The sequence below is a fragment of the Methylocaldum marinum genome, from assembly GCF_003584645.1.
Lineage (GTDB): Bacteria > Pseudomonadota > Gammaproteobacteria > Methylococcales > Methylococcaceae > Methylocaldum > Methylocaldum marinum.
This window is the reverse complement of sequence record NZ_AP017928.1, coordinates 483,843-510,308: the sequence shown is the minus strand read 5'-3', so window position 1 is coordinate 510,308 and position 26,466 is coordinate 483,843. Positions and strand designations below refer to the sequence as shown.

Annotated in this window: 21 protein-coding genes; 2 read left to right on the top strand and 19 right to left on the bottom strand. The window is 55.0% G+C overall.

Annotation, left to right across the window (positions count from 1 at the left end; genetic code table 11):
* Positions 1-12: 12 nt before the first annotated feature.
* From sS8_RS02230 to sS8_RS02140, 19 genes are all read right to left on the bottom strand, one after another.
* Positions 13-987, bottom strand: a complete 975-nt coding sequence (locus tag sS8_RS02230) for a sulfotransferase domain-containing protein (protein WP_119628237.1) — start codon at positions 985-987, stop codon at positions 13-15.
* Positions 988-998: 11 nt separating this feature from the next.
* Positions 999-2,192, bottom strand: coding sequence for a hypothetical protein (locus tag sS8_RS02225; protein WP_119628236.1), 1,194 nt, complete (start codon positions 2,190-2,192; stop codon positions 999-1,001).
* 5 nt (positions 2,193-2,197) lie between these two features.
* A complete protein-coding gene (locus tag sS8_RS02220) occupies positions 2,198-3,655 on the bottom strand; it encodes an MBOAT family O-acyltransferase (protein WP_331852278.1) in 1,458 nt (485 codons plus the stop codon).
* A gap of 370 nt (positions 3,656-4,025) precedes the next feature.
* Positions 4,026-4,865, bottom strand: a complete 840-nt coding sequence (locus tag sS8_RS02215) for a sialate O-acetylesterase (RefSeq protein ID WP_119628234.1) — start codon at positions 4,863-4,865, stop codon at positions 4,026-4,028.
* Positions 4,866-4,926: 61 nt separating this feature from the next.
* Positions 4,927-5,973: a glycosyltransferase family 9 protein gene (locus tag sS8_RS02210; RefSeq protein ID WP_119628233.1), complete on the bottom strand. Its 1,047-nt coding sequence runs from the start codon at positions 5,971-5,973 to the stop codon at positions 4,927-4,929.
* Between the two features lie 2 nt (positions 5,974-5,975).
* Positions 5,976-7,931: a hypothetical protein gene (locus sS8_RS02205; RefSeq protein ID WP_119628232.1), complete on the bottom strand. Its 1,956-nt coding sequence runs from the start codon at positions 7,929-7,931 to the stop codon at positions 5,976-5,978.
* 2 nt (positions 7,932-7,933) lie between these two features.
* Positions 7,934-9,214: a glycosyltransferase family 4 protein gene (locus sS8_RS02200; RefSeq protein WP_170160915.1), complete on the bottom strand. Its 1,281-nt coding sequence runs from the start codon at positions 9,212-9,214 to the stop codon at positions 7,934-7,936.
* A 55-nt stretch (positions 9,215-9,269) separates the two neighbouring features.
* Positions 9,270-10,229, bottom strand: coding sequence for a glycosyltransferase family 2 protein (locus tag sS8_RS02195; protein ID WP_119628230.1), 960 nt, complete (start codon positions 10,227-10,229; stop codon positions 9,270-9,272).
* Positions 10,226-11,704, bottom strand: coding sequence for a bifunctional D-glycero-beta-D-manno-heptose-7-phosphate kinase/D-glycero-beta-D-manno-heptose 1-phosphate adenylyltransferase HldE (gene hldE / locus sS8_RS02190; RefSeq protein ID WP_119628229.1), 1,479 nt, complete (start codon positions 11,702-11,704; stop codon positions 10,226-10,228). The genes sS8_RS02195 and hldE overlap by 4 nt, the downstream gene beginning before the upstream one ends.
* On the bottom strand, positions 11,691-12,302 hold the full coding sequence (locus sS8_RS02185; RefSeq protein ID WP_232020482.1) for a D-sedoheptulose-7-phosphate isomerase: 612 nt from the start codon (positions 12,300-12,302) through the stop codon (positions 11,691-11,693). Before sS8_RS02185 ends, hldE begins: the two co-directional genes overlap by 14 nt.
* Positions 12,303-12,566: 264 nt before the next feature.
* Complete coding sequence (locus sS8_RS02180; protein WP_119628228.1) at positions 12,567-13,712, bottom strand: glycosyltransferase; 1,146 nt, start codon at positions 13,710-13,712, stop codon at positions 12,567-12,569.
* 245 nt (positions 13,713-13,957) lie between these two features.
* Positions 13,958-14,740, bottom strand: coding sequence for an O-methyltransferase (locus sS8_RS02175; RefSeq protein ID WP_170160914.1), 783 nt, complete (start codon positions 14,738-14,740; stop codon positions 13,958-13,960).
* Between the two features lie 11 nt (positions 14,741-14,751).
* The gene (locus sS8_RS02170; RefSeq protein WP_119628226.1) at positions 14,752-15,996 is read right to left on the bottom strand and encodes an ABC transporter ATP-binding protein; all 1,245 of its coding nucleotides are present in this window, start codon (positions 15,994-15,996) and stop codon (positions 14,752-14,754) included.
* Between the two features lie 37 nt (positions 15,997-16,033).
* Positions 16,034-16,852: an ABC transporter permease gene (locus sS8_RS02165; RefSeq protein ID WP_119628225.1), complete on the bottom strand. Its 819-nt coding sequence runs from the start codon at positions 16,850-16,852 to the stop codon at positions 16,034-16,036.
* Between the two features lie 18 nt (positions 16,853-16,870).
* Positions 16,871-17,608 (bottom strand): tetratricopeptide repeat protein, encoded by a 738-nt coding sequence (locus sS8_RS02160; RefSeq protein WP_145986384.1) that lies wholly within the window; start codon positions 17,606-17,608, stop codon positions 16,871-16,873.
* A gap of 11 nt (positions 17,609-17,619) precedes the next feature.
* Positions 17,620-18,759, bottom strand: coding sequence for a glycosyltransferase family 4 protein (locus sS8_RS02155; RefSeq protein ID WP_119628223.1), 1,140 nt, complete (start codon positions 18,757-18,759; stop codon positions 17,620-17,622).
* 6 nt (positions 18,760-18,765) lie between these two features.
* Positions 18,766-19,695, bottom strand: coding sequence for a glycosyltransferase (locus sS8_RS02150; protein ID WP_119628222.1), 930 nt, complete (start codon positions 19,693-19,695; stop codon positions 18,766-18,768).
* Complete coding sequence (locus sS8_RS02145) at positions 19,686-20,921, bottom strand: glycosyl hydrolase (RefSeq protein ID WP_145986383.1); 1,236 nt, start codon at positions 20,919-20,921, stop codon at positions 19,686-19,688. The genes sS8_RS02150 and sS8_RS02145 overlap by 10 nt, the downstream gene beginning before the upstream one ends.
* A 17-nt stretch (positions 20,922-20,938) precedes the next feature.
* Complete coding sequence (locus tag sS8_RS02140) at positions 20,939-21,862, bottom strand: sulfotransferase family protein (protein WP_119628220.1); 924 nt, start codon at positions 21,860-21,862, stop codon at positions 20,939-20,941.
* Between the two features lie 213 nt (positions 21,863-22,075).
* On the opposite strand from sS8_RS02140, the gene sS8_RS02135 reads away from it, so the two are divergent.
* On the top strand, positions 22,076-23,917 hold the full coding sequence (locus sS8_RS02135; RefSeq protein ID WP_119628219.1) for an asparagine synthetase B family protein: 1,842 nt from the start codon (positions 22,076-22,078) through the stop codon (positions 23,915-23,917).
* Positions 23,918-24,154: 237 nt separating this feature from the next.
* Complete coding sequence (locus sS8_RS02130; RefSeq protein ID WP_119628218.1) at positions 24,155-26,329, top strand: sulfatase family protein; 2,175 nt, start codon at positions 24,155-24,157, stop codon at positions 26,327-26,329.
* Positions 26,330-26,466: the final 137 nt, after the last annotated feature.

Sequence of the window (26,466 nt, the reverse complement as noted above, 5' to 3'; positions counted from 1 at the left end):
TGCTTATAATGATTATGGGAGCTTATTTGAAACCGCTTTTAAATCCGCCTTCGAGGCGGCCGTCAAGTCCCTGCCCCGCCACAGCTCAAGGAATGAACACCTGGAAACCATCGCAGAAATTCGCCGGTAAAGATCTTCGCTCAACTCCTTTCTCCACCGCGTCATGGACTCCTCGGAATTCTTCTTGATCGACCATTCGCCCCGCTCGGAAGCCGTTACCGAAGTGGTGTTCTTCAGGTGGCGCAAGGTCTGTTCCGAGACGGTCCAGCCCAGAAAATCGAAAATCCTTCTGACTTCCGCTTCCGGCTCCACGCAAAGGTCTTCATAAACGACGCGGATCATCGGCATCGACGTTGCCTTCAACATCAATTCGTTACTGACCCACCACAACAAAACCATGTGTTCCGGCCAGCCCGCCCCCGCATATTCTTCGGCCAGCCCGTGAAAGCCTGAAAAGGCCGGGTTTTTCAACACATATTCCACCCGCTCCCGATAACGCTTTTCGGCCGCCTCGGCATTTCCGGCGTGCTGCCGCAGCTCCGAAGCCAGCTGAGAAAACGGATTGCGGATCAGATGTATGATTTTCAGATTATCGCCCAGTACCTGCTTTAAATCATCCAGCTTTTCGCAGAACCAAAGCAAGCGAACGATCTTGAACAAATAAGTGTCCGGCGCGGTTTTCCTGAAGCCGTAATCCTTGTTCAAGCGCAACGACCGAGCTGCTTCGTTCGCCCTGAACCCGTACTTGACCTGGGTTTCCAGGATAGCCCTTTCCCCCCGCCTCACCCAGACCGGCCTATGGGGAAGCCGAAACGTATAAGGGTTCTTTATCTTCAAGAGTTCGGGCGTCGTGAAACCGAGTTCCGGGTAATGGCAGATTTCGTAAAAATATTCCGCCTTCTCGTAGGAATCGAGAATTGAGCCTAACCAGGTCGTACCCGAGCGACCGGAGCCCGCGAGAATGACATATTTTTTATTTTCCGGCATGATCGAATGGCCTATAAATCGATGATTTTACGGATGCGCTCGACATCGCCACTGTGTTCCGCTTCATAGACTCCGAGAGCCTCGCGTATGATCGCCAGGCGGCTATCCACGTTTTCCCGCGTGAGCACCGTGCCTAAGGCATCACCCCCTTCCACCGCATCCGGACCATACCCGAAAATCGAATTCATAACCAGGTTTCCCAAAGCCGGCTTATAGTGAACGGATTCCCAGAACCAGTGCATGGATGCCTTGGAATCGAGTGGAACCACTTCCGTCGTAATGGCGTTGGGGCCGCTGAAGTCCCAAAGCGGAAACGGCTCCGCCGCTGCTCGTTCCGCTTCGTCACCGTTGATGCGGACCAGCAGCCGCTTGATCTCCTCGAACTGCTGCCAAAGCCCGGCGAGATTCATCGTTTCCCAATGCCATGCATGAGAAGGCGAAACCATGAAATGAGCATCGATGTGCTCACGATGGGCAAACCGGAGCAACTCGGCAAAATGCTCGCCGTTCCGCTCCAAACTCAAGTCCTTGCGCCGGTATTCCCGAAAGCGGTCATAAGTGTTTCGAGTGTAGGCCGCGAAAGCGGCGGCATGATCCTGCCTGTCGTCCAGATTCAGCCATTGCCCGTTGTCGGCCAATGTCATCTTTTGCCAACCCTGAAAGCGAACCGTCCTGAGACTGCTGACCACCGCATCCATCGACCACAAAGCGGACACCGCATCGGCCAGGTAAGCAAGGTCAAACGCCCGGTTGGGCTTTCCCTCGGAGGTGACTACCATGCGCGATTCGGAAAATTCGCGGTTGTCCTCGAGCTGACTGAAAACCCGGAAATCCAGTGCGATCAGGATCTTTTTCAGCGGACGGACGGCATGGGCATGCTGGACGTACCGCAAAATCTCGTACACGCTGACGCTGGGCAAGGCCAGGTTGTAGCAATGCAGTCCCGCCAGGGCGGGATGATCCGGGGACAATCCGCGAGCGGCTCTGGACGTGCCCAGAATCAGGCAATCCGGCTTTAGGCGCACGGGAGCGTAGGCGTTCGTCAGCCGCAGATGTTTCACGAAATCGGCTTTATGGACGCTGACACGCTCAATCTTTCGAGTACCGAACAACGTATAAGGGTCGACGATATAATTCAGTGCCCAGATCAGAAATCCGCCCGCAAATACCACCGCGAAGCAACTTACCAAATAGCGACGGAACATGGGCTTCAAAACTGAAAATAAAGGAATTCACTCACTCGGTTCAAATCCAGGAAAGCCCACAAACCCATCATCGAGATCACGAGAGCCCATTTGAAACTGGGCGTCCAGGTCGTGTCGAGGAGTTCCCTACGGTCGGCCTCGACCGCTTCCAGCGCCACGCGAAAATACCGCATAACCTGTTGCGTATTGGGAATGGTGAACAGAATCACCAAGACGACGGCGCAACTCAAACTCGCTTCGAAGATGGACGATATGTGGACAGGAATGAAATTCAGGATTGCCGCTATGCTGGACGACTCGGCCAAAGGCTCGAAAACCCCTCGCGGTTCGTTACCGTGAATTCCCGCCATGCTGGCATAAAGGCTCGCTGCCGATGAAAAGCTTTCCGTCCGAAACGGCACCCAGGCCAAAATCACAGCCAGGAAAGTGACGGTACGGCCGCAGATTCTCCCCAATCGGCTGCTGCGCTCAAGATCGTGTCCCCGGGACAGACGCAGCGAATGCCAGGCGTGGTTCATAACCAAATACAAGCCGTGCAGTCCGCCCCAGAGAAGAAACGTCCACCCCGCGCCGTGCCATAGTCCTCCAAGGAGCATGGTGATCATCAGGTTTAGATATCGCCTGAATTTCCCCTTGCGGCTGCCGCCCAAAGGTATGTAGAGATAATCCCTGAGAAAATGGGACAAGGTCATATGCCAGCGCCGCCAAAAATCGATGATATTGACGGCTTTGTACGGGGAATTGAAATTAAGCGGCAATTTGATGCCGAACATGCGGGATAATCCGATCGCCATATCGGAATAACCGGAAAAATCGAAATAAAGCTGGGCCGAATACGCAAGTACGCCAATCCACGCTTCTCCCGAACTCAGCATCCGGCCCTGATCCACGGCGTCGAATACCGGCGTCGCATAAATCGCAATGCCGTCTGCCAATACCACCTTCTTGAACAGCCCGAACACGAAAACGGTTGCGCCCAGGGCGAGATTCTCCCAGTCGAGCCTGTATATCTGTTTCTGCGAAAACTGCGGCATCATTTCCTTGTGATGCAAGACGGGGCCGGCGATCAAATGGGGAAAATACGTCACAAAAAGCGCATAATGGACAAAGTTAAACTCCCTCGCGATACCCCGGTACACGTCCACCAGGAACGCAATCTGGGTAAAGGTAAAAAACGAGATGCCGAGCGGAAGAACAATTTCGGCCAACGAAAGATCGACGCCTGTCAAATCTTTCACCGCCTGCGCCAGAAAGCCGGCATATTTATAGTAAGCCAGCATGAGGAGATTGGCGGCGACGCCGGATGTAAGGACGAACTTACGGAATGCCGCCCGATCTCGATCTCTTTCTCTAGCCAGGACAAAACCGATGACGTAGTTAAAACTAATGGATGCCGCCAGAAGCGGCAAATAGGCCGGGTTCCAATAGCCATAGAAAAACATGGAAGCGGCGGTAAGCCACATCGCGGCGCAATAATGGCTGTATCTCCCCAATATGAGAAAGACGAGAAATGTGACGGGAAGAAAGCCAAAGATAAAAGGGTATGAATTGAACAGCATTAAATGGCTGGTCTCGCCTCAGGTTGAATCATCTCGAGCCTTTTTCATCCGTAAGATTGCAAGCAGGTAAACCCGGCAGCTCCGTTTCCCGAATTTGTACAGCCCCGCCTCGGTCCATCGCCAACTTCAACGACCGAATGAATTGGCTTTTCACAATCCGAGGACCAAATAGTGTGAGAAATGCAGCCCCCCTAGGCCAGACCTGAAAGCGTCCTAGCTAGCGTGAATGCGCAAAATAGGCACCCGTCTTCTCCATCAAGCCTTTCTTTGTCCCTTAACCCGAACTACGCTTCAGCACTTCAAACCAGGCATCGGCATGCCTTCGCAAACCGGAATCAGAAAAGTGGCAATCGTCATAGCGAACGTCCTTCGACGATAATTCGTCGGTATTCGGTCCGGAATAAATCTTCCGTTCCACATTCACCAGGGTGCGCTGAGCCCGCTGAATATCCGGGCTCTCTTTTCCATAACAATAGGTTGCGACCGCCACATAGATGGGAGCATCGACCCCCGCGCTGCGCAACCCTTCCACCATTCGGAGAAACATACTCCGATAATCCATTTCGCTGGTTTTCGCCACTCGGTCCGATTCGCCCTGATGCCAAAAGGCGTGGGTAATCTTCAGCTTATGCCCGCGGGCGTTTTCGACCGCCCCCATCAGCCGGTCATACAGGTCTCCGCCGACGGTCCACCGACTGATCGAACTGCCTCCTTCGCCGATGGAGATCCATATCACGCTGTCGAACATCCCGCTCTCCACCAGCTTGTCCCCCAGCCGGGACCACACGCTGCCGCCGAAAGCAGCGGCGCCCGGCAAGGGATCGTCGGCGGCATAGCATCTCCCCGCGTAGAAGCTATAGACGGCTTTCCTCGGCCGGTACCGGGTTTCGCCGAAGTTGGCGGCGTTGGACTGCCCGAACACAAGCCCTACCAGCGTTTTTCCAGTCATCGCCACCCGGCAATCGATCTCTTGCCGCACCTGTCCCTTGACGACTGGGCCGCCATACGCCATCGGCTCGACAAACTTTCTGACGGGGCTCCACCAGGATATCGCAACCGCAGCCGATGCCAATGATACGAGGAACAGATAGCGCAGAAGCCAAGCTTTAGTCATGCCGGCGGATTCCGTCTCCTATGCCCGTTATGCCGAACCTACCGGGATCTTGCCCATCGCTTTACGAGAGCGCTTCCGGATAGGCACGCGCCAATGCCTCCAGAACGTTCTCGACCGTAATTTCTTCCATGCATCTTATGCCGAACGGGCAAAACACCTGGGTATTGCTGATTCGCCAGGCCCTCAGCCGTGGATTTTCCTGGCACGGTTGACATTCGAAATTCTTTTTCACCAGGGTTACATCCTTGAGAAAGGACGGAAAAACCTTACGCTGGCTGGTAGGGCCAAGAAGAACGATAGTCGGTTTTCCGAGCGCGATCGCCAAATGAGTCAGACCGCAATCGTTGCCGATCACACAGCCGGCCTGTTCGATCAGGGATGCGGTATCCGCCAGGCTGAGCTGTCCCACATAGTTCTTCGCATGACCCGGAAACTCCGTCATCTGATCCAATCGCTTTGCAAATCGGTGGGCTCCGCGCCAAAACCGCCCAGGATAATTCAACTGCTCACCCGCCAGGGTTCGCACCCAGCCCGGAAAGACAATTCGGTTCGAAATGTCCATGTCACCCTTCGTCCCAACCACGGCAACGTCGGGCAGATGGCGCGCCAGATCTCCGTAACCCAGCCACTTTCTGATTTGCAAATGTCTTTGCCCGCCAGGCGCGATGACACAAGTCTTCGCCGAGATTTCCGGAAACTTCCGCCCCGAGCTCGTGCATTCGGGGTGCAAATCCATCGGAGCATCCGGAACGATACAGCGCGCGAGATTGGTGTAAAGCTCGATTTCCGAATACAAATCGTACTGATACCTGTCCCACATGGGATGCAGAACGACCGCCTTGTCCCGATTGACGAACTCGATAGGCGGCTCCCGCACTTCAACGCCGTACAGATAGTATTCGTAATTATTGGCCCGAAAGTCGGCGGACGCCGAAGATACTTTACGCACGTAGGGCCAACGTTCGAAGAGATGCTCCACGCCGGGCGTTTCCCCTTGCACGCACAGATCCACTTGAATCCCGCCCTTGCTCAGCATCTTTATCATCGGCGTAACCATCAGCATGTTGCCGAGGCCGCTTCCCAGGTGCACGAGAATGCTTCTTTCCACGCTCACTCCGAACGCCCCCAAAGATACGAACGATTGCCAACCGATAGGGGCTTACCCGATGTTTCCCCCCCGTCCGGCGCACCCCATAAAATCGGGACTTCGGCATCCGGCGGTCGAAGCCAGGTGCAATTCACAACCCGATCGGCGGTGTTGACGACAAGATACTCACGTCGCGGGCCATGGCTGAGATTGACCACGCGCAGTTCCTTCGCGGCGGGCACGGGACAAGGCCGCTGATCCTCGAAGCGAACCGCTTCCGCATTGGCGCCCAGCAAGGAAGGCGGCATCCCCTGTCCCGAACCCTCGAGCAGCAAGATGGCTTCGGCGAGCCATTGGCGGACTTTCGGTTCCGGGGAAGCCAGATAACGGTGGTATAACGCCTCCGCCCAGAATCCCAGAGCATAGGATTTCCCCTTCCATTCAAGCCATCGCTGATCCAATCCGGTACGCTTTACGAACTCAAAGCCGGCGTCGATCACGGGCCACAAATCAACGTCCCGAAAGCGCCGGTAATAGCGGACCAGGTCCATCAGGTTGATTCCGTGATAATCCACGGCCCAAGTCCTGAGGGTCAGTTCCCGGTCAATGTATCCTCCCGGCATCACCAAGCGCGGCCGGCGCGCCTTGAGTGCCGGCAAACGGGGAACAAGGTACTCGCCGGCCACTCGCTTCAAGGCGCGGAGCGGAAGCGGCAAACTGCTTGCTCTCTCGCGCGGCAAAAAGGTCAGGTTGATCAGCGCAAACAATAGACGATAAAACGGCTCGAAGGTCCGTAGGCCGATAACCCGTCGCGCGATTCGAGCGGCGGAACTCAGTAAATCCTCATAACTGCGATCGGATCGAACTCTCGCGCTCTCGGCGACAGCTAATGACGAATCCAAATGCGTATTGAGAACCAGCATATTGCTCGGCGATTTGCCCAGCGCGCGGCTCGGTATCCACTTGAACGGCCCCTGCCGCATCTCGCCTTCGCTCCGCTCGAGAGAGTCATGCAGAAACCAGGATTCGCCCGCGACGGTGTCCGTCGTCTTCGAGAGGAAGTCGGTCGCCTTTTTCAATGCAGGTTCGAGTTCGGGCGACGGCATCCGCGCATATTCAGCGCACAGCACATGCACACCGCTCGCGTGAAGACGGTAGTGGCACTCCAAATCTTCGGTCCAGATTCCGTGATACCACCCACCATCAGCCGCCGACCGCGAGAGCAACGATAGTACGAGTTGCTGCTGTATCAGACGATAGAGTTGCTTGCCGCTCGCGCGCTCCAAACCCGCCGATACGGTGTACAGCGCGTGCGCCTCGTTCTCCGAGTAACATCGGCGTCGGAATGGCCATGACCAGCGCAGATCGTACACCGCGCCATGGATGAGGTAATCGTATAGATTCGCAAGTCGCTGAAAGCGGGTGTGAGATCCCCAGAGAAAATAGCCTTGTTCCTCGATCGGAAAAATTTCGCTCAGTTCTTCCGACCAACTCGCGGGATTCTCGGAAAAGCGCCAAATTACGAAATCACAGCAAAATTCGTGAGGGATAGTCACCGACCCCGCACTGCGATCATGCCCAAGCGACCAACGGGTCAGCTCAACCGGCACTTCGGAAAGAATGCGCCCATGGGAATCAAGCTGCCTGCAAGCCGGACGGCGCGGCAGCCAGTAGACGGGTTGTCCGGGCTTCGTCAAGCCCACAAGCAGCCCTCCCAAAACGCTTTGCTGCAGATTGGCGGTCTCGTTCAGAGCCAGTTCGACCAAGCAGGACGATCCCGGCTGCACTCGAACGAACAAACATTCCGCTGCGTCCGTGAAGCGATCCAAAAAACAGTCGATCGTTCCGAACGAAAATTTTCTCCGTTCCGCGTTCGGTGGTAGGTTCGCGACCAAGTCGCCTTCCGAACGTCCTCTATCGAATAGCGACTCGATGTCGAGCTTCAAAACGCCTGCGCCGTTTGATGCGAAATCGTTCATAGCTATGCCGCGCTTTCAAAAGATGGGTGTCCAGCGCGCTCTTCGGAACGTGTTCCGTCTACGAGGAACCTTTCGATCTCGTTTACCATCCGCTGCGTGGAAAAATAGTCGACAGCCAGGCAACGGCCTTTTTCCGACAAATCCCGAACAAGGGGCAAGTTCTCCATAAGTTCTTTCATGGCTTCGGCAAGTTGTTGTTCGTCTCCGGTGGGAAAAATCAGAGCGTCCTGACGATCTTTAAGTAAGCGGCTGATACCGCAACGGTCGCTTACGATAACCGGCATAGCGGCAGCCATTGCTTCTGCGGCTATCCTCGGCAGTGGATCGGCCTGTGACGGCACCACCAATACGTCATGGTCGGCGAAAAGTGCCGGCATCTCGCCAAAAGCGACGGGCTCGCGAAAACGGACCCGGTCCGGATTGGGCAGAGACCGAATCGCATCCTCGAGCTGATCGACGTAGGACTTGTCATGCGGCCAACCGACTAAGGTCAACTCCGCATCGTGGCCCGCCGATGTACTTTGAAGGAGTTCCAACGCCTTAACCAAGATCAACGGATCTTTACTCGGGTGAAAGCGTCCGACGAAAAGAAAACGCTTGGGCCGTTCTTCGCCGCTCCGGGAAATTCCGGCGAAATCATCGACCGATGTGCTGTCGTAAATTTGAACGGGAGGGCGTTTCCATGCAGGACTCTCGAGACCGGCAATCATTTCCGGGTTGTTGAAGGCCACGCCATCGAATGTCAACGGCTCGAACTCGACCGTCAAACCGAGCCCTTTAGCCAACAAAGCTTTCAGAATGCGCTTGACGCCACCACGCACTCCTCTCGCGCTCCCGCCCCACGCCCAAAATTGATACTGACGGCGCTTTCGTGCGCGCTTGTTGTGATCGATCAACCAGTAGCCGCAAACGTACGCGAACAGCGGAAATTCCTGCGCCATGAGTCGAATCGCCAGGGCATAGCTCATACCCTTGGTCGCCCAGACAAAAGCCGCGTCGGGCTCGAAGGATGCGATGGCCTTATCCAGATAACGTTGCTCTCGCCGCTCGCGCACATACCAGCGAAGCAGATCGATCAAACGGAACGACCACGGCTCATTCCGTTTATTGTCCGGGCAGTACTCGAATACCCGCCAAACATCCTTCTCGATTCGCCGCCTTCCGTTCAAGCCCATCGTGCTCGTCAGCACGAGCACTTCGTGCCCCCGAGCTTTGAGCTCCTCCACCGTTTCCAGGCAGAGCAACGGATAACCGCCGTCCGAATGCGGCGGATACATATTCATGAGAACCAAAATACGCATACGAAAGTGCTATTCATTTACTGATGACGCGGATGAACTACGATTTCGCGCCCAGCCAGGCTCCGAGCCGAGCCCCGTACCAGCTCAGTGCCCTCCGCTGTGCCGGGGATAACGTGCTCCAAGCCAATCGCCGCCAATTGCGCCACTTGGTAGGCTGATACTTAACGGCCTTCCGAAAATAAGCTCTAGCCGATTCGAAATCCTGGTTGTTCGCGATTTGCCATCCGCCGGCCTGATAATTCAGCAATCCGAGGCGCTCAGCTAACAGCGACGAACCAACCAGGCGCCGAGCCTCGGAATGTTTACGCAGGAAAGACTCCAGGGCCGCGAGCTCGAGCATGGTCATTCGGTATGTATCTCGGCTGACGTTCGTTTCGTGAAGGCGATATCGTGCGAATGTGTTCGGCAAAAACCCAAACGGATAGAGCAAAGCCAATCGGAGCCAAAGCTCGTAGTCATCGGCACCGGGTATGGTCTCTTGGAATCCGCCGACCCGCTCCAGGCACGATCCGCGCAATAGCACCGTCAGTATGGCGATTCGATTTCTGCTGAACAGCTCGCGAAGACAAAACCCTTCCAGCGGCCCGACCCAATCTTTCGGATTGCCGCATTCTTCTCCGGCTTGATTGATGTAGCTTTGATATCCATGCACCAAAGCCAGGTTGTCGTTGGCCAGCAGGTAATCGACCTGCTGCGCCAGTTTGCCGGGCAGCCATTCGTCGTCCTGATCGAGGAAAGCAATGAATTCACCCGACGCCAAGCGTAAAGCCGTGTTTCGCGCCGCCGCCACTCCTCCATTGGCTTGTTCGTAGTAGCGAATATTCGGGCGATCCAGGTAAGCTTCGATCGCCCCCCTGCTCTCGTCCCGAGAACCATCGTTGACGATGATGAGCTCGAAATTCGGATAGGTCTGCGCCAGCGCCGACTCTATGGCGCGCCCGATATAGGCTGCGCCATTGTAGACGGGCGTGACAATACTGACTAATGGCCGCCTCACGCTGAGAGGGTCCGAATACGGTCTATCGTGCGGGTGCTGCTTCTACCATCGACCAGCGGAATCAGGACTACTTTCCCTCCACGCGACTCCACCTCGCTCGCTCCCACGACCTCATCGATCGAGTAATCACCGCCCTTCACCAGAACGTCGGGCTGCACTGCCTTGATCAATTCCAGGGGCGTATCCTCGCCAAACAAAATCACGGCATCAATAGACTCCAACGCGCTCAAGACAAGCGCCCTGTCCTCCTGACGAACGATGGGGCGCTCCTCGCCCTTCAACCGGCGCACGGAATCGTCCGTATTCAACCCGACGATCAAACGGTCCCCTTCGCGTTTGGCGCGTTCGAGCAGGGTTACATGCCCCGCGTGCAGCAAGTCGAAACAACCATTGGTAAACACCACCCGCTCGCCTCGCTCTTTCCACGTCCGTATTCGTTTCAGCAAGACGTCCAAATCGGAGATCTTGCTGCGATGCTCCAGAATCTGCTCCAGGTCGACAGCATCCAGCAATTCTTCGGAATGAATCGGAACGGCGCCGGTCTTGCTGACCACGATACCCGCAGCGGTATTGGCCAGGTGGAGCGAATCCTCGATCCCGAGCCCGGCGGACAAAGCGGCCGCCAAGGTCGCGATGACGGTATCCCCCGCTCCGGTCACGTCGAAAACGTCCTGAGCCACGGCCGGAATATGGACGACGCGATCCTTTTCGATGAGCGTCATACCCTGCTCCCCGCGCGTCAGAACCAGAAAATCCAGATGCAGGCGATCCCGCAGGCGCCTGCCGGCCTCAATCAGGTCGTCTATTGTGTGCGCGCCGACGCCGGTGGCTACGCTCAGCTCAAGCTTATTCGGCGTGATGCAGGTCGCTCCACGGTACTTCGTGTAATCGGCGCCCTTCGGATCGACCAGAACCGGCAATCCTCTCGCCCGCGCCCATGCGATCGTCTTTTGACACAGTCCTTCGGTCAGCACGCCCTTGGCGTAGTCGGAAATGATCACGACGTCGGGTCGCTCGGCGAAAGCGCCCTCCAGCGCAGCGGTCAATCGCTCCTCGCAGGAACCCGGCATTGCCGACGCCTCCTCCCGGTCGATGCGCAGCATTTGCTGATGACCACCGATCAGTCGGGTCTTGGTAATCGTGGGCCGGCCGTCAGTCGAAACCACGCCGTCCACCCGGATTCCGAACTTTTTCATGATCTCCAGCAAGAGCGCGCCTTCCGCGTCCGCTCCTACCAGGCCGATGATGCTCGGCATCAATTTCAGCCCGGCCAGGTTCGAAGCGACGCTCGCCGCTCCACCCCCGCTCTCGGTCTGCTTCGAGAACTTCAGCACCGGAACCGGGGCCTCGGGCGAAATCCGGTGCACGTCACCCCAGACGTGACGATCAAGCATCAAGTCGCCGACCACGAGTGCCTTCCGCCCGCCGAATCCCCCGGCAATGCAATTCAACACGGCTTGTCTATCCGCGAACATCCCCATCTCCCACAACGGATCTTTCAACCCAGTCGCACAGCACATGACCAATGAAAATATGCGCCTCCTGTATGCGGGACGTCACCGAAGAAGGCACCCTGATGCAGAGGTCCACCATGTCCTTGACCCGTCCTCCGTCCTTGCCGGTAAGCGCCGCGGTGAACGCCCCGATTTCTTTCGCGCGCTCGATGGCCGCTATCACGTTCGGGCTATTGCCGGACGTCGAGATCGACACGACGATGTCCTGCGGCCCACAGAGCGCTTCGATCTGGCGGGCGAAAATGGTCTCGAAACCATAATCGTTTCCAACAGCCGTCAGAATGGAAGTGTCGGTAGTGAGAGCAATCGCCGGCAGGCCACGCCGCTCCCTCACGAACCGACCGACCAGCTCCGCGGCGAGATGCTGACTGTCCGCTGCGCTGCCGCCGTTGCCGAAAAAAAGGACTTTCCCGCCGGAACGGATACAGGCAACCAATCGCTCACCCAAGGCCTCAATTTGCGGCGCTACGTCTTCCATTGAACTAAATACGGCAATGTGCTCCTCAGTTGCCGAACGAATATCGCTTTGCACCATTCCTCCCGCGCTCACAATGCCCATTTGATGCCACCCTTCCGAAATGAAATACTCGGGTCTCTATGCTTTCGCAAAATCAATACTCCGAAGGATTTCGTCACGAACTATATTTCTCGCTAACCTCGGTATCATGTGCCGTTTTGTTGCATATCAATACGATCCCCGAGAATTGACGCCTATGTTTTACGAGACCTCATCGACCTCTTTTTGCCATACGACAGCCCAGCGGATTCTAAATACTTTTCCAACCATTAACTTACTTCACCGCTGAGTCCATTTAGCTTGTTATTAGGTTATTGCCTCTAATATCTCATTGACTCGGACATCCCACGTCTCCTGCCGCGCGGCTAAGATACGCTGTTCCGCTCTCGCCCTAGTCTCGCACACCAACGCTTTTTCGATTTTTTTCACAAAGTCCTCACCATTCTCCGCAATGTGTACGTGCTCGGCCCATCTACCCACTCCAGCAACGCGCGTACTCACAATCGGACGGCCGGACCCCAGATATTGGAATAACTTTAGCGGACTCATGCTTCTACTATATTGGCTATCCTTGTGAGGAATCAGACAAACGTCTAGTGACGCAAGGAAGTCAGGAACAGCCCGATATGCTATCGGCCCCAGCAACGTAACATTCGGTAACGCCCCCAGCCGCTGGACTTCTTCTTCCACATTATCCCCAACCGGCCCCGCTAACAAAAACTCTATTCTTGGCAGTTTTTCGGACGCGTAAATAAGAAGCTCGATATCTGTACGTTCTGTAATCCATCCAACATAACCCGCACGCGGGCGACTGCCGGTACTTCTCGAAGGCAGCTCCGACGGCTGAGCCAGGAACATTTCATCCACAGCATTCTCGAATAGACTGCAGGCTCTACACTTGCTTGCAAAGAGACTGAAATTTAACTCCGACGAAACAATCACATGATCTGCTGAACCAGCCAAGGCGTCATATTGCTTTGCAGCATATGATCTATATTCGACCGGCTTCTCCTCCAAGAACGTATTGTTATCCACAATTTGTACAACACGTTTCCCATGCGGAATCTCTTCAATTAACCAGTCAATATGTCGATGTGGAGGAAATATCCACAGTAAGGTGTTCGTGCGTTCCAACCCGAGCCAGTTGATCAGCGTCCTAAAACATCCATAAGGAATACATTCATTGACCCATTTTCTAAGCCGATAAGGCCGTCCGCCTAGCGGGACAATTCGATCCTTTTGAGCAAAGACAATTAACTTAGAGGAAACTTTGCTGACTTCGAATGGCCACGAGTAAGCGCCAGGGTCGACACGTCGAGGAGGTAGTATACAAATAACCCGCTTTATATCTGATCTCTTCGACAGTGACTCGGCAATATTTTCGTATGCCCGGCCAAACTTACCCCAGTCGTTCATGAACCAGAACATTACGATATTAAGTTTTTCGTCCATCTAAATTGCCAACGCAGGACCTAACGCAACACAGTCACCGGATCTAAGAAGAAATACGGCTGCAGCCAAGCCCACCCCGACCGATCACGTATTCGATGAATAGCAATCAATGAACTGCCATACATACACCAAATCAGGGCTCTAACGAGTTTCACGAGAACGTAGATACTGATTTTCTAGCCGAAACTGAAGTCGACATTTTCACTGTATCCATCCACATACTTCCTATTTAACTTAGATAATCCTTAGCGTGTCAGCATGGCTATACCATGTCCGTTCGGCCAGAGATCAACTTTGAATTCCGGATTTTCATTTCCCCAACGCTGAACAATTTCCTGTTCTTCGTCACGACCAGCGTCGTCCAAAATCACCGTGCAGTGCTCAGCGAGAAACCGTTTAAGGAGTGGAAGTGCGGGATATCGAGAATGTCTTTGGATAGGACCAGGCGGACCATCGATAGCAAGCAGATCGATTTTTTTCCCCTCCAATCGATCGAGCAGCCCGCCGTACCAAAGCTTGTCGAACTCATCATAGTGCCGCAACGGGCACTCCAGCCAAGTCACACGATCTTCCAAGCCATTTAATCTCGCATACTCTCGTGAGATTCCGAGGTATTTCGGCTCATGATCAACTGCGATATGCGTACAATCATGGATTCCAACGATTTCAAGGGCACGGGCAATAAGAACGGTAGAGGACCCCGAACCGAGTTCCAGTATAGTTTTTGGTCGAGATTCGACCACATGTTGAACCAGAAATTTGCCAAGGAACGTGTCGATGCTCCACCCGCCCATGAACACAGGCATGGTGAGGTCAAGTTGCGACAAGTAAACAGCATTTTGCGTTTCGTTCGCTGAGCTCTCTATCGACGTGGACAAAGCCCCCAATTGCTTTCTGATTTGTCCAAACGCCCGATCAATATCATTTAGCTTAGTATTTAGAGTCCACGACAGTTGCCGCAACTTTAAGCTCAACCCGACGATAATCGCCAAAAGGAGTCCAACGGCAATTAGCAGTATTATTAACATTATGTTATCCATCAATACTCCAGACCCGGTGAGGAAAACTTCCAGACCGCTGGAAAATAAGTCAGCGTTCCGACCGGCAACTTGGGAAGTTCTTCGGGCGTGACGTCGACATGCAGCGTAAGCAGGTTGGTGCCCCCACCCAACGGACGCCGGGTCCAATCATAAATCCCCAGTCCAAGTCCATAAGGCCCGGGCGACAGAGATACCTTTGGCACGGAAACATCGATTACGTTCTCACCGGCAGCGAGATCGACCGGGTCGGGAAGCATCAGCGTACTAGCTTTAGTGACAAAAATCATTTCAGCATTGTGCATACCGATATTAATCTCAACGTTCTTTACGTCGTGGCTGCAATAAAGGGTAATTCTAAAATTCAAATCCGAAAATAACGCAACTTTCTGTTGTCCATCGTGCCTATGACACGAAAGCAATTCAATTTTTCGAATTTCCACCTCATCGGTGTTTACTCCAGATCCATGTTGCGCTCTCTGCCTTAACTGTGCCTCGCTTCTACTTGTGCTCTCGTCAAAGAAGAGTTTTGAAACATCTCCAGGATTGCCGTCTAATTCCAATCGACCGTGCCGTAATAACATCATCCTTGAGCACATTCGTTCTAATTGTCGAATATTATGTCCCACGATAAGAACGGTCTTACCCTGGTTCTTGATAAGATCCTCCATGCGCTCTATACATTTTCGCTGAAATGCGATATCGCCTACGGCTAGCACTTCATCGACGATTAAAATATCCGCCTCCATGCTCGTTGCGACCGAAAACCCTAGGCGAACCGCCATTCCCGAGCTGTAGCGCTTTACTGGCGTATCGATAAACTGCTCCAATTCTGCAAAACTGACGATTTCATCGAGCTTTTGTTTGATAACTCTCTTCGGTATCCCGAGTATCGACGCATTCAGAAAAATGTTTTCCCGGCCGGTCAACTCAGGGTTGAATCCGGCACCCACTTCGATTAACGGCGCCACTGAACCGCGCACGGTTACCGTACCTCGAGTCGGTCTGGTGATCTGCGCGAGGTGTTTGAGGAGCGTGCTCTTTCCGGCTCCATTGTGGCCGATAATACCTACCACTTCGCCCTGCTCAATGGAGAAGCTGACATCGTCCAGCGCTTTGAATTTCTGTCGGGGTTGAGGCTTTTGGCCGATCAGCCGCCTGCCCAGATTTACGGCAGAATCCTTAAGGCTAGCCAGTTGGCCCAACTGATATTCTTTGCTAAGGTGATCGACCTCAATAATCGGCATGGTGAAGTTAATTCTGTTAGCTTTAGAGGGAGCGGAATCAAATAACGTCGGCAAAATAATCTTCGGCTTTCTTGAAATAAAGATAGCTGAAAGGAAGTATCGTGAATGTCAGCAGTAATCCTGGAATAACAACATCGAAATCCGGCGGTAGCCCTTTGAGCAACACCCGCTGAAAGCTGTCGATAATACCGACCAAAGGATTTGCGGTGTAGAGGAGATATAGCCGTTCGCTCCATTCTCCCACTGCCTGGTTAACAAGAAGCTTGTCCTTAACCACGCTCAACGGGTAGATCACCGGCGACGCGTACATTGCAAGCTGCAGAGCGACGGGTAAGGCCTGAGAAACGTCCCGGTAATAGACGTTCAAGGCAGCCCCAAAAAAACTGATCGTCAGCGCGACAATCATCGTATAAAGAATGATCACGGGCACCCATAGCGCCTGTATATTCGGGACGACTTTGTAATACGCCATCAGTGCCGCCAATATCAGGAAACTGACCGTCAGTTCGACCAGCTTCGTGACCATCGCCGTCAATGGAAAGACTTCTCGCGGAAAATAAATCTTCTTGATCAAGGCGGCGTTGGACGTCACGCTGCCGACGCCTTCCGAAGCCGATTCCTGAAAAAATATCCAGGGCAGCAAGGCGGCAAAGGTCATTACAGCATAAGGCAGCCCGTCGCTGGGAATGCCAACCAGGCTTCTGACCAGTGAAAATATTGCCACCAGCACGATCGGCTTCAGGACGGCCCATGCCAATCCGAGATAAGCCTGTTTGTAACGGACGGAAATATTTTTCCAGGCCAGAGCAAGTATCAGCTCGCGGTACTGAAACAGATTTTTTTTGGCTTGTCTCATCAAATGATCCGTAAAAACTTATCTCAGCTTTGCCTTGCGCTTAAGCAACATTTTCGATTTGGGCGCGTGCTTGAGACCCATCTCGATCACTTTGGCGGCTTCCGCCCGGTCTCCGGTCTTCAGGTAATAATCAAAGAGCTGTGCATAGGCATGGGGATAGTTCGGCTTCAGCTCGGTAACCTTCATATATTCGGCAATCATCGCGGATGTTTTTCCGGCGCGCCTAAGGGCTTCCGCCTTGTAGAAGCGCGTCATTGCATGATAGGTTCTCACCTGGGTAGACGATGCTGCTTTATGCTCTTTTGCACCAAGCACATAATCGAAGTTTCCGATCGCTTCCTGCAGATGCCCCCCCTTCGACTGCGCATCGATAGACTTGTCGGCTCTCAACAGGTATTTCAAACCGTCGCAGAAGTGATGAATCGAGGTAAAGCCGGCTGGATACAAATTCGGATTGCGTAGGCTTTTCGCGTCTTCGGCATAGTGACTTTCGGATAAGGCACGACACATGCCCGGCATTTGCTTGAGTTCGGTCAGCGTTATGCCGAACTGTTCAGCACGTGCTAAGTGGCTCCCAAACAAAAAAAGAACAACTAAAAAAGTACAACGCTTCACTTTAAGAAGACTCTGATTAAGTCTCCAACTCGGAGAAGCGTCCTGTGCAACTGATTGATCTAACAGGCCCTCTCCCAACCCTCTCCCAGAGGGAGAGGGCTTATTCAGAGTTTCTTTAAGAAATAGCTTGGATATGTTCATAAGTTCGTGCCTCAATTGAGTGCCGCCGTTCTCAACGAAATGTTTTCCCAGCAGAATTCGGACCTTGCCCTCAAATGCGCATTGCGGCCCAGCTTCGTGCTTAGTTCCGCGTCCAGGAAAATGCGCCCTAAAATCGACGATATAGCTTGCACGCTGCTGCCGTCGGTTCTAAACCCGGTAACTTCATGTAGTACCGCGGACCCAGTGCCGCCGGCATCACCCGCGATCGCCGGTTTGCCGCAGGCCGCCGCTTCCAGGAATACCATGCCGAATCCTTCGGTATCGCCGTTGATTTCCCGGTTCGGCATGGCGAATACCTCGGCCAGGTTGTACCAGCGCGGCAGGTCCTCGCTTGGAACATGTCCCAGCAGGAATACCCGCTCCTGCACCCCGCATTCTTTCGCCAACTCGGCGAGATACTTTTGATCTTCACCGATCCCGATGATCGCGTATTTGACGTCCAAGCCGTTTCGAACCAGAGTCGGCAAGGATCGGATGACCTGATCGAAACCCTTCCGCCGGCTCAACCGACCCACCGAAAGAATCAGCCGCTCTCCCGGCTTCAATCCGATTTGTTCGCCCAATCCCGAGGTGTCGAGGCCCGGCCGGAAGCGGTCTGTATCCACGCCGGGATAAATCAGGGATATCTTGTCGGACGTGACACCCAGCTTTACGAGCTCCTGCCGGGTGAATTCGCTGTTGGCGATGATCCTGTCGGCATGCCGATAAACGAAGCACATCACGCGAAACTTGGCCGGCTGGCGCCAGGTCGTAATCTCTTCGCCGTGAGCATAGACCACCAGGGGACGCCGGATCAGCCGGGCAACGATCCAGCCGATCAGACCTTCCGGCAATACGCGTCCCGCATCGACCCGGTCGAACCGGTGTCTCGTGGCCAGAAACAGGCTCTTCGCCAGGAATTTGGCGTACATGGCGAGCGATTCCGGCCGCAGCCACCAGTGGCGGCTGAGTTTGATGCGGTGAACCGCGTTCGGATGCCCTGCATCATGATCGGCGGCACCCGGAACATCGGCGGTCACGATATGGATCTCCTTGCCCCCGATGCGCCGATAAACTTCGTCGAACCAGACGGCGGTACCACCTTTGGTCGGTAAGAACAGTTCGCTGATGACCAGGATGCGCTTGCTCATGCCCAATCAGCCCCGGATCACGGAAAGCGTGTCGCGTAGCGAGCGCCAGCCCGGCTGTTCCGCCAGCATGGGCAACACGGCCTTCAATGCCGCCATAGAGCGCCGCTGGCGCAACAGCACGGAAGCGAGATCCAGCCGGGCGGACCGAAGGGCGTCCGAAAGCCCTTGCCGGAGAGTTTCGTTCGGAACCCGCAATTCGGACCTCAGGTTGCATAGCGCTTCGAGCGTTTGTTGTTGCGCACGCAGCGGATCGGAGCGGGTCGCGCTGGCCTCGTGAATGACGTAGGCGGCGAGTGGCGCGCATATAACGCCCGCGCGGCGGCTGCGTGCACACAGCCGGATCAGAAAGTGAACGTCCTCGCAGACGGCGAACCGCGTCGAATAGCCGCCCAGCGCCCCAAACGTGGCTCGCGGCACGCTCAGCGTATGGGTGTCGCCGAAATGGCGGGCGATGAATTCGCCGAAATCCTCCTCCCCCATCACCACTCGCCCTCTTCCCTCGACGCGTTTCAGCAGGCTCTGCCCTAAAGGCGTGCTGTCCATGGAGCGCCGCATCAAAGCGCCGTCCGGGCTTCGGTAATCGAAATCACCGGTTAGAAAATCGAGGCCGCCGTCGGCAGCGATGAACTCGGCGTGCGGACGGAGGCGATCTTCGTAGTAGTAATCGTCGGCATCGAGAAACGCGAGCCAATCGCCGCGCGCCAGGTTTGCGCCGGCGTTCCTGGCGGCCGAAACTCCGGCGTTTTGCTGGTAGCAATACCGCACCTTTTCACCGAAACTCTGCGCGACGTCCCGGGTAGCGTCGGTGGACCCATCGTCCACGACGATGATTTCGTATGCGGGATGACTCTGCGCCAACACCGAGTCAATCGCTCTCGCCAAGGTACCGGCGCCGTTGTAGACGGGAATGACGACCGAGAATTTAACTAGGTCCATGGAGCGAATTCGGGCTGAATTTTCTGTTTTTGTTTAAGCAGGAACAAACCCTTACAGCCAAGCATGAGTAGCATGACCGGCAAGGCGACGCCGGATAGCCATGCAAGTTTGGTCAATTTAGGTACTTCGCGCAAGCGCCGGAGATAAACCGTCAACCGATTCAGCAGCCGATCTTCCAGCCAATCGGCACCACAGTCTTCGAAGCCGATCGCAAGCTCTTCGGTCGACATGAACATGATCGATGGAAACCGCTGCACGACCGAATCCAGCAATTTTCCGAGTTCGCTGAAAGACCGTTCGGCGAACTCGTCGTCCGTGAAATTGAATCGGTGAGTTTCGACCAGTGCCGGGCGCCCCAAAAGCATTTTTCGCTCCAGGGATTGCAACGCATCCTCTGCGGCATGCCCTTTCGCAGGCTCGAAATAAACATCGCGTACCATGTAGATTGCTCCGGAGGGGCTTCGCTGTCCGTTCAACAGCCGCTGCCCCGTCCCGATAAGCTTGCCGTCGGTTTCGCGCCCGGTGTAGCAGGTGCCCGGCGTCACGATGATTTTGACGCCCGACTTCACCCAGGCATCCTCGACGGCTCGGGTCCACACAAAAGTGGGCGGAACGACAACCCGAGGCAGGGAACCGAAGATTTCGCCAAACTTGTCCACCTCTTCCCCGGCGGCCGAAGCGATATCGTCTTCCGGCAAAGCACAAGAGGGCTGAACGCTTCCGTCGATCCAACGGCTCTGCAGAGGTGATGGCAGGGCTTCCGTCCGATGCCAGGCTTTACCCGAAAGCCAGTCGCGCACCGCAGGGTTGGAAACCGAGGCCATCAACGCTTTCGGCCAATAATGTTCCATGCCGTGCAACTGCAAGGCAAACACGCCTTTGTTGACGCCTTCGTTCATGGACGCCAGGACTTCCGCAGCCTGTGGCTCCGACAAGAGGAGACGGCAATAGCCGCGGAAATCGCCCTCTTGAATGCGAGGACCATCCGGGATTGCGAGAATGACGCCCAGCGTCATGACCGGATGGCGATTCCTCCGGTCTTTTTTCGCACCGAGCATATCGATCAAGCGACGCAGACGTTGGGCATGAACGGCCGGTGCCGGACCCCAGTCGTCGCTCTCGATGATCAACACTGGATGGCGGAGCACCGGCTCCCGCCATAAGGCGATCAGGGTCGATCGGTAGACGGCAAGAAACGCACCGCCCCCGACAATCAACCAGAGCAACGACACCGCCGCTACGGTCACACGCGATAGCCCATTCGGGCGGTAACTTCCGCCACGCGCGGGAGGACGGCCTCGATGCGATCGCGATTACCCTTGTCTCGCCATTTCTCGGCACGGATTTCCGAAAAGGCGTTGTACGGTTTCGCCAATACGCCGGCGCAATGCTTTTCCATGTGGGCATCGAACGGCAACTCGGCACGCTTGAAGGCAGACGCGAAGCCCGCAACCGGGTCTTCAAGCAAATCTTCGTAGACGATCTCGACCCATCGCTCGGCGGGAATTTCCGCCTTAGCGTCCAGTATCGCTTCGTTCATCGCCCGATATTGGAACGCGCAGACCTCTTCCAGGCTCGCTTCCGTGAGTTCGCGCCAACCGTCGGCCAAAAAAAAGCACCATCTCGCGTAATCCCCACCGTCGACGGCAACCTCTGCCGGCAACGAGTCCGACCATGTCGCGAATTCATCGGATCGCTTCCAGCCCTCCATCAAGGAATGGATATTATCGCCGGGGTTGCGTTTCACATAGATGAAATAAGCATCCGGAAAAAGCGCTTTCAGGTATGGAATGGAAAGGCCGTTTTGATTGTTCTTGTCGACGAATCGCTGTTTCCCCGTATGGACGAAAAAAAAGCGCGTTATGAAATCCCGCTCTTCCGGCGTCGCACTCTCGGGAAAGATCGCATGGGTGTCCCAGTTCCTTTCCGAAGGAGGATGCAGTCCGGCCCAAAAATCGTGGGTTTCCCGCTGAAGGCTTCCCAAAGCTCGGCACTCCGAAAAGGTTTTATAGACGAGCGTAGTTCCCGCGCGGCTGCACCCGACGATGAATATCGGCCGCTCGGCGGCGGGTTTAGCCTGATCCCACCAATAACCGCGCCCTCTTCGTAGCCAGCCGTCACGATAAAACTTTAGCGTTTTTCTGACCTTATCCCAGAATTCATCCATACGTTATTTTTGCACTCAGTCGATTTGACGGCCCAATCCGCCCATTGAGAGCCTGATCATTCTGAAAAGCATAATCGCTCATATCAGAATTGCACGCTCACTGTCTGATTCAAATTCGCGACTACTGAGCTCCCCGCCGCGCCGCGCTATTAATTTAATGGGTGCTTATCCTCTATACTTTGCGCCACTTTATTCAGTGCAAAGAGAACAACTATGAGCGGTATCTGCGGTTGGATCAACAATCGTCTCCCTCCTCAGGACATGGAGGAGACACTCGAGAAGATGAGCCGGCAATTGTGCATCAATCCGACTCACAACTCCAAAAAAACCGTGCATGCCGCGGGTGGGTTCGCCGCATTAGGCCTGCCCACGCAAATCGGATCATACACGAACGGATCAATCGTTACGGTATTTCACGGGCGCCCCCGTTGGACGTTGCCCGATCTGGCCCGTGCCGCCGAGCGTCACGATCATGCCTATGCGCTCTGCGAGGCCTATGCTAAACACGGCGCTGGACTTTTACAGCATCTCCACGGTTCGTTCTCGCTGGCGATCGTCGACATCGAAAAGCGAAACGCCCTGCTGGCCATCGATCGCATGGGCATTTCCCCTTTGTACTACAGTTCTCGCAATGGACAATTGATCTTCGGATCGGACGCTCGCTCCGTTACCGTACATCCGGATGCGCTCAGCCAGGTCGACAATCAGGCCATTTTCGACTACCTGTACTTCCACATGGTACCGAGCCCTCGCAGCGTCTTCGCCGGGCAAGAGAAGTTGCTGCCCGGACAGTGCGTGATGCTCAAAGATCGGAACGTCGAAGCGACATTCTATTGGAAACCGGTATTTTCCGAAAATAAAACTCCCGTAGGGCAACTCGCGACGGCGTTTCGCGAGAAGCTGACTGCGGCGGTGTCGTCGTCGCTGGACGGATCGAAAACCGGCGCCTTTCTCAGCGGCGGAACGGACAGCTCCACGGTTTCCGGGCTTTTCCGCAAGATTGCCGGCGAACCCGTCGATACCTACAGCATCGGCTTCCAGGCCGATGGCTTCGATGAAACCGAATTCGCCCGTATCGCGGCAAAGCACTTTTCGCTTCGCGCCCACGAATATTACATGACACCTCAAGACGTTGCGGAAGCGATTCCCCAAATTGCCCGGGCCTACGACGAACCGTTCGGCAATGCTTCTGCGGTAGCCGCTTTTTTTTGCGCCAAACAGGCCAGGGCGGACGGCATCGAAACCTTGCTGGCGGGGGACGGCGGCGACGAATTGTTCGGCGGCAATGTGCGGTATGCAAAACAGAAGGTGTTCGAGTTTTATCACCTGGTGCCCGGCGCTCTTCGCCGCTCCATGATCGAGCCCGCGGTATTCGGTTTTCCGTTGGGCGCCAAAATTCTACCGGTGGCCAAGGCACAGAGCTATATTCGTCAGGCCCGGATTCCCTTGCCGGGCCGTTTGGAAACCTATAATTTCCTCAATCGCTTTCCATTGGCCGACATTTTTGCGGAAGAGTTTCTGGCCAGCGTCGACATAGAAGCCCCTTCGATGAACTCCGATGAGGTGTACCGGCGCGCCGAGGCCGCCACTTCGGTTAATCGAATGTTGTTTATGGATTGGAAGTTGACACTGGCCGATAATGACCTCCGCAAAGTCAACCGGATGTGCGAGTTAGCCGGTGTCGAAGCCCGTTATCCCATGCTTGACGACGATCTCGTGGCCTTCAGCACCGAAGTGCCTTCCTGTCTGAAAGTCAAGGGTCTCAAGCTTCGCTATCTTTTTAAGGAGGCTCTCAAGGATTTTCTGCCGCAAGAAATTATCAAGAAAAGCAAGCACGGCTTTGGCCTTCCATTCGGAATCTGGATGAATGAATACAAACCGTTGATGGAAATAAGTCACGAATCCTTATCCCGTCTTTCGAAACGCGGTTACATTAAACCGGCGTTCATCGAAAGCTTGTTGGCCGAATACCGAGAATTCCCCTCGTACTATGGCGTCATGATTTGGGTTTTGGTGATGTTGGAACAGTGGCTCTCGGCGAAAAATGCGCAGTAATGTTCCGGTGAGACATCGTTCGGAGCATCTACCCAATCCGGCGTGATCCCGTGGGTTCCCGGCGCATCGGCCAGCTCTGGATCAAGAGGCGACCCGCCCGAGACCTCCGGCATTCCAGCATTAACACAGTTGAACATCACGCGCATCGCTATTTCGCCCGATCGGACCAGCCAAGCATTTTTTCTCGGCTGCCCGCCATCGTGAATCTTTCGAGGTTAGCTTTTTAACGCTATTTTTATGAGTCCATCTGCCGCCTTCGTCCATGCTCTGCTAAACGGCGCTCTTGCAAGCCTCATCGTGGCCGCGGCAGTTGCTCTGCTACTGACGGTAATTTCCCTGATGCATCTGGACCGAACCGGCCCCCAAATTCGGGACGAGGTTCTGGCCCATTTTCGAGGATATTTCGTCTATAGTCTCGGACGCCTCGCCTTTTGGGTCTGGCTTATCGCCTTTTACTTGGGGCTTTCGGGACATCTGCTTTATCTCGCCGGCTGTATTGTCATCGGAACGGCACCCGGAATCGTCGGAAGCTTTGTCGCAGTGAGCGCCGGCATTGGCGTAATCACGGGGGCCCGCTTTCTGCGTCTCTTGTGGTTTTCGCCGGCCACCTTGATTGCCTCATTCAACTACAGCTACCGCAAGCTGGCTCGCCTGTGGCGCATCCTCAATACCTCGCGGATACGCCTACTCCGCTTGGTCCTTATTACCGTCGCGGCGTCGTTACTCGGCGAAGCCGATTGGCTGCTGCTGGTCGACGGACGAACCGGCGATGCGCTCGTGCTCACCTCGCTCAGCGCACTATGGGCGGCGATCGCCATAATAGCCATCTCGTTCCCCGAACCCGCACCGGCGGCATGCCGCCAGTCTCACGGCCGTCCGAACATTCTGATGATCGGATCGGATACGCTACGTGCGGACCGCTTGGGGCTTTTCGGCCATTCCCGGAATCTGACCCCTTTCATCGATAGCCTTGCCCAGCGGGGAACCTGGTTCTCGTCATGCTATGTTCCCTGCGCGCGTACCGCTCCGAGTCTTACCTCGCTATTGACGGGCTGTTGGCCGCACACGCACGGGGTTCGGGATAACTTCGTTTCGGATGAGGAAACGCGGCTTACCGTACCCTGTCTACCGGAACTTCTCAGGCAGGCCGGGTACCGAACCGCTGCAGTCGCCGATTGGTGCGGGGCAGACCTCGGAAAATTCCCCTATGGCTTCGATGTGGCCGAAGTACCTGAAGATCAGTGGAATCTCAAATTCCTGCTCCGCCAGGGGCCGAAAGAATTACGCTTGTTTCTATCACTCTTTTGCCATAATCGCTTCGGCAAACGTTTTTTACCCGAAATTTACTACCTGGCTGGCGTCCCTTTGAATCATCAGGTGGGACGGGATGCGCGCAAGATGTTGAATCGGCTTGCGCAAGATGACCGGCCGTTTTTCCTGAATGTATTCATCGCCGCTACCCACCCTCCCTTCGGCTGCGAATATCCTTACTACACGCTTTACTCGAACCCCGCCTACGAAGGCGATTCCAAGTTCGTGATGGCTAGACTTACAGATCCTTGGGACGTCATAAGCCGCCAAGCTGATCCCAAGGAAGCCTTTCATTTGGACCAGATTATTGACCTATACGACGGTTGTGTCCGAGCATTCGATCGCGAGGTGGAAAATATTGTCGGTCATCTAAGCGCCTGCGGATTACTCGAAAACACCATAATCGTCATTTACAGCGACCACGGTTTCGAGTTTTTCGAGCATGAAACTTGGGGCCAGGGGAATTCGGCCATCGGTGATGAAAGCGCCCGGGTGCCCCTGGTCATGGTCGGTCCGGGCATAGCGGAACGCCGGCATGTTGACCAGATCGTTCGAACCGTCGACATCGCGCCGACTCTGCTCGAATTGACGGGAGAAAAGGTTCATCCGGAGATGGAAGGCCAATCGCTGGTGCCTTGTCTGAACGCCGAGGAACATCCGAAAGACCTAGGCCTTGCCGCGTTCAATGAAACCGGGATTTGGTTGACCCGGGTTCCCGGCATGCCGGATAACCATCTTGCTTATCCCAACTTGATGGAACTGCTCGAAGTGCCGGATAAGAGCACCGGCACTCTTGGAATTCGTTCCGAATACCGGCGTATCATCATACGGGCAAAGGACCGCATGATCCGCGACGGACGCTGGAAGCTCACTTTCCGACCCTTGGATACGGGCCCGTTATACGAGCTTTACGATATGGAAACCGATCCCGAATGTCGGCGGAATGTGTTGGCTCTTTATCCGGACATCGCTTCACGGCTCAAGTCTCGCATGGAGGACTGGCTCAATGCCGACCGTCAAATGAACGGTCAAAAAGCAGCCACGATGGCATTAGAGGCTTACGCGTCTTCGGACGATCTGAAGGGACTTGCCCAAAAATAGGGTTTGTGTGCTCGCGATTCGGGCGACTTCCGATTGCATGTGACTGCTCTATTGGCAGCCCGGCTGTTCGCGGTTATTAACCCGGCCCTTAAATCCACGGACCTGATCACAGCCCAAGCCATGGTCCTCAAGGGTCC

Excerpts from the sequence above, each read along its gene's own strand:
- sS8_RS02230 (WP_119628237.1), bottom strand. The coding sequence starts at position 987 with ATGCCGGAAAATAAAAAATATGTCATTCTCGCGGGCTCCGGTCGCTCG.
- sS8_RS02225 (WP_119628236.1), bottom strand. The coding sequence starts at position 2,192 with ATGTTCCGTCGCTATTTGGTAAGTTGCTTCGCGGTGGTATTTGCGGGC.
- sS8_RS02220 (WP_331852278.1), bottom strand. The coding sequence starts at position 3,655 with ATGTGGCTTACCGCCGCTTCCATGTTTTTCTATGGCTATTGGAACCCG.
- sS8_RS02215 (WP_119628234.1), bottom strand. The coding sequence starts at position 4,865 with ATGACTAAAGCTTGGCTTCTGCGCTATCTGTTCCTCGTATCATTGGCA.
- sS8_RS02205 (WP_119628232.1), bottom strand. The coding sequence starts at position 7,931 with ATGAACGATTTCGCATCAAACGGCGCAGGCGTTTTGAAGCTCGACATC.
- sS8_RS02200 (WP_170160915.1), bottom strand. The coding sequence starts at position 9,214 with ATGAATATGTATCCGCCGCATTCGGACGGCGGTTATCCGTTGCTCTGC.
- hldE (WP_119628229.1), bottom strand. The coding sequence starts at position 11,704 with ATGTTCGCGGATAGACAAGCCGTGTTGAATTGCATTGCCGGGGGATTC.
- sS8_RS02185 (WP_232020482.1), bottom strand. The coding sequence starts at position 12,302 with ATGGGCATTGTGAGCGCGGGAGGAATGGTGCAAAGCGATATTCGTTCG.
- sS8_RS02180 (WP_119628228.1), bottom strand. The coding sequence starts at position 13,712 with ATGGACGAAAAACTTAATATCGTAATGTTCTGGTTCATGAACGACTGG.
- sS8_RS02175 (WP_170160914.1), bottom strand. The coding sequence starts at position 14,740 with ATGTTAATAATACTGCTAATTGCCGTTGGACTCCTTTTGGCGATTATC.
- sS8_RS02170 (WP_119628226.1), bottom strand. The coding sequence starts at position 15,996 with ATGCCGATTATTGAGGTCGATCACCTTAGCAAAGAATATCAGTTGGGC.
- sS8_RS02165 (WP_119628225.1), bottom strand. The coding sequence starts at position 16,852 with ATGAGACAAGCCAAAAAAAATCTGTTTCAGTACCGCGAGCTGATACTT.
- sS8_RS02160 (WP_145986384.1), bottom strand. The coding sequence starts at position 17,608 with ATGAACATATCCAAGCTATTTCTTAAAGAAACTCTGAATAAGCCCTCT.
- sS8_RS02155 (WP_119628223.1), bottom strand. The coding sequence starts at position 18,759 with ATGAGCAAGCGCATCCTGGTCATCAGCGAACTGTTCTTACCGACCAAA.
- sS8_RS02150 (WP_119628222.1), bottom strand. The coding sequence starts at position 19,695 with ATGGACCTAGTTAAATTCTCGGTCGTCATTCCCGTCTACAACGGCGCC.
- sS8_RS02140 (WP_119628220.1), bottom strand. The coding sequence starts at position 21,862 with ATGGATGAATTCTGGGATAAGGTCAGAAAAACGCTAAAGTTTTATCGT.
- sS8_RS02135 (WP_119628219.1), top strand. The coding sequence starts at position 22,076 with ATGAGCGGTATCTGCGGTTGGATCAACAATCGTCTCCCTCCTCAGGAC.
- sS8_RS02130 (WP_119628218.1), top strand. The coding sequence starts at position 24,155 with ATGAGTCCATCTGCCGCCTTCGTCCATGCTCTGCTAAACGGCGCTCTT.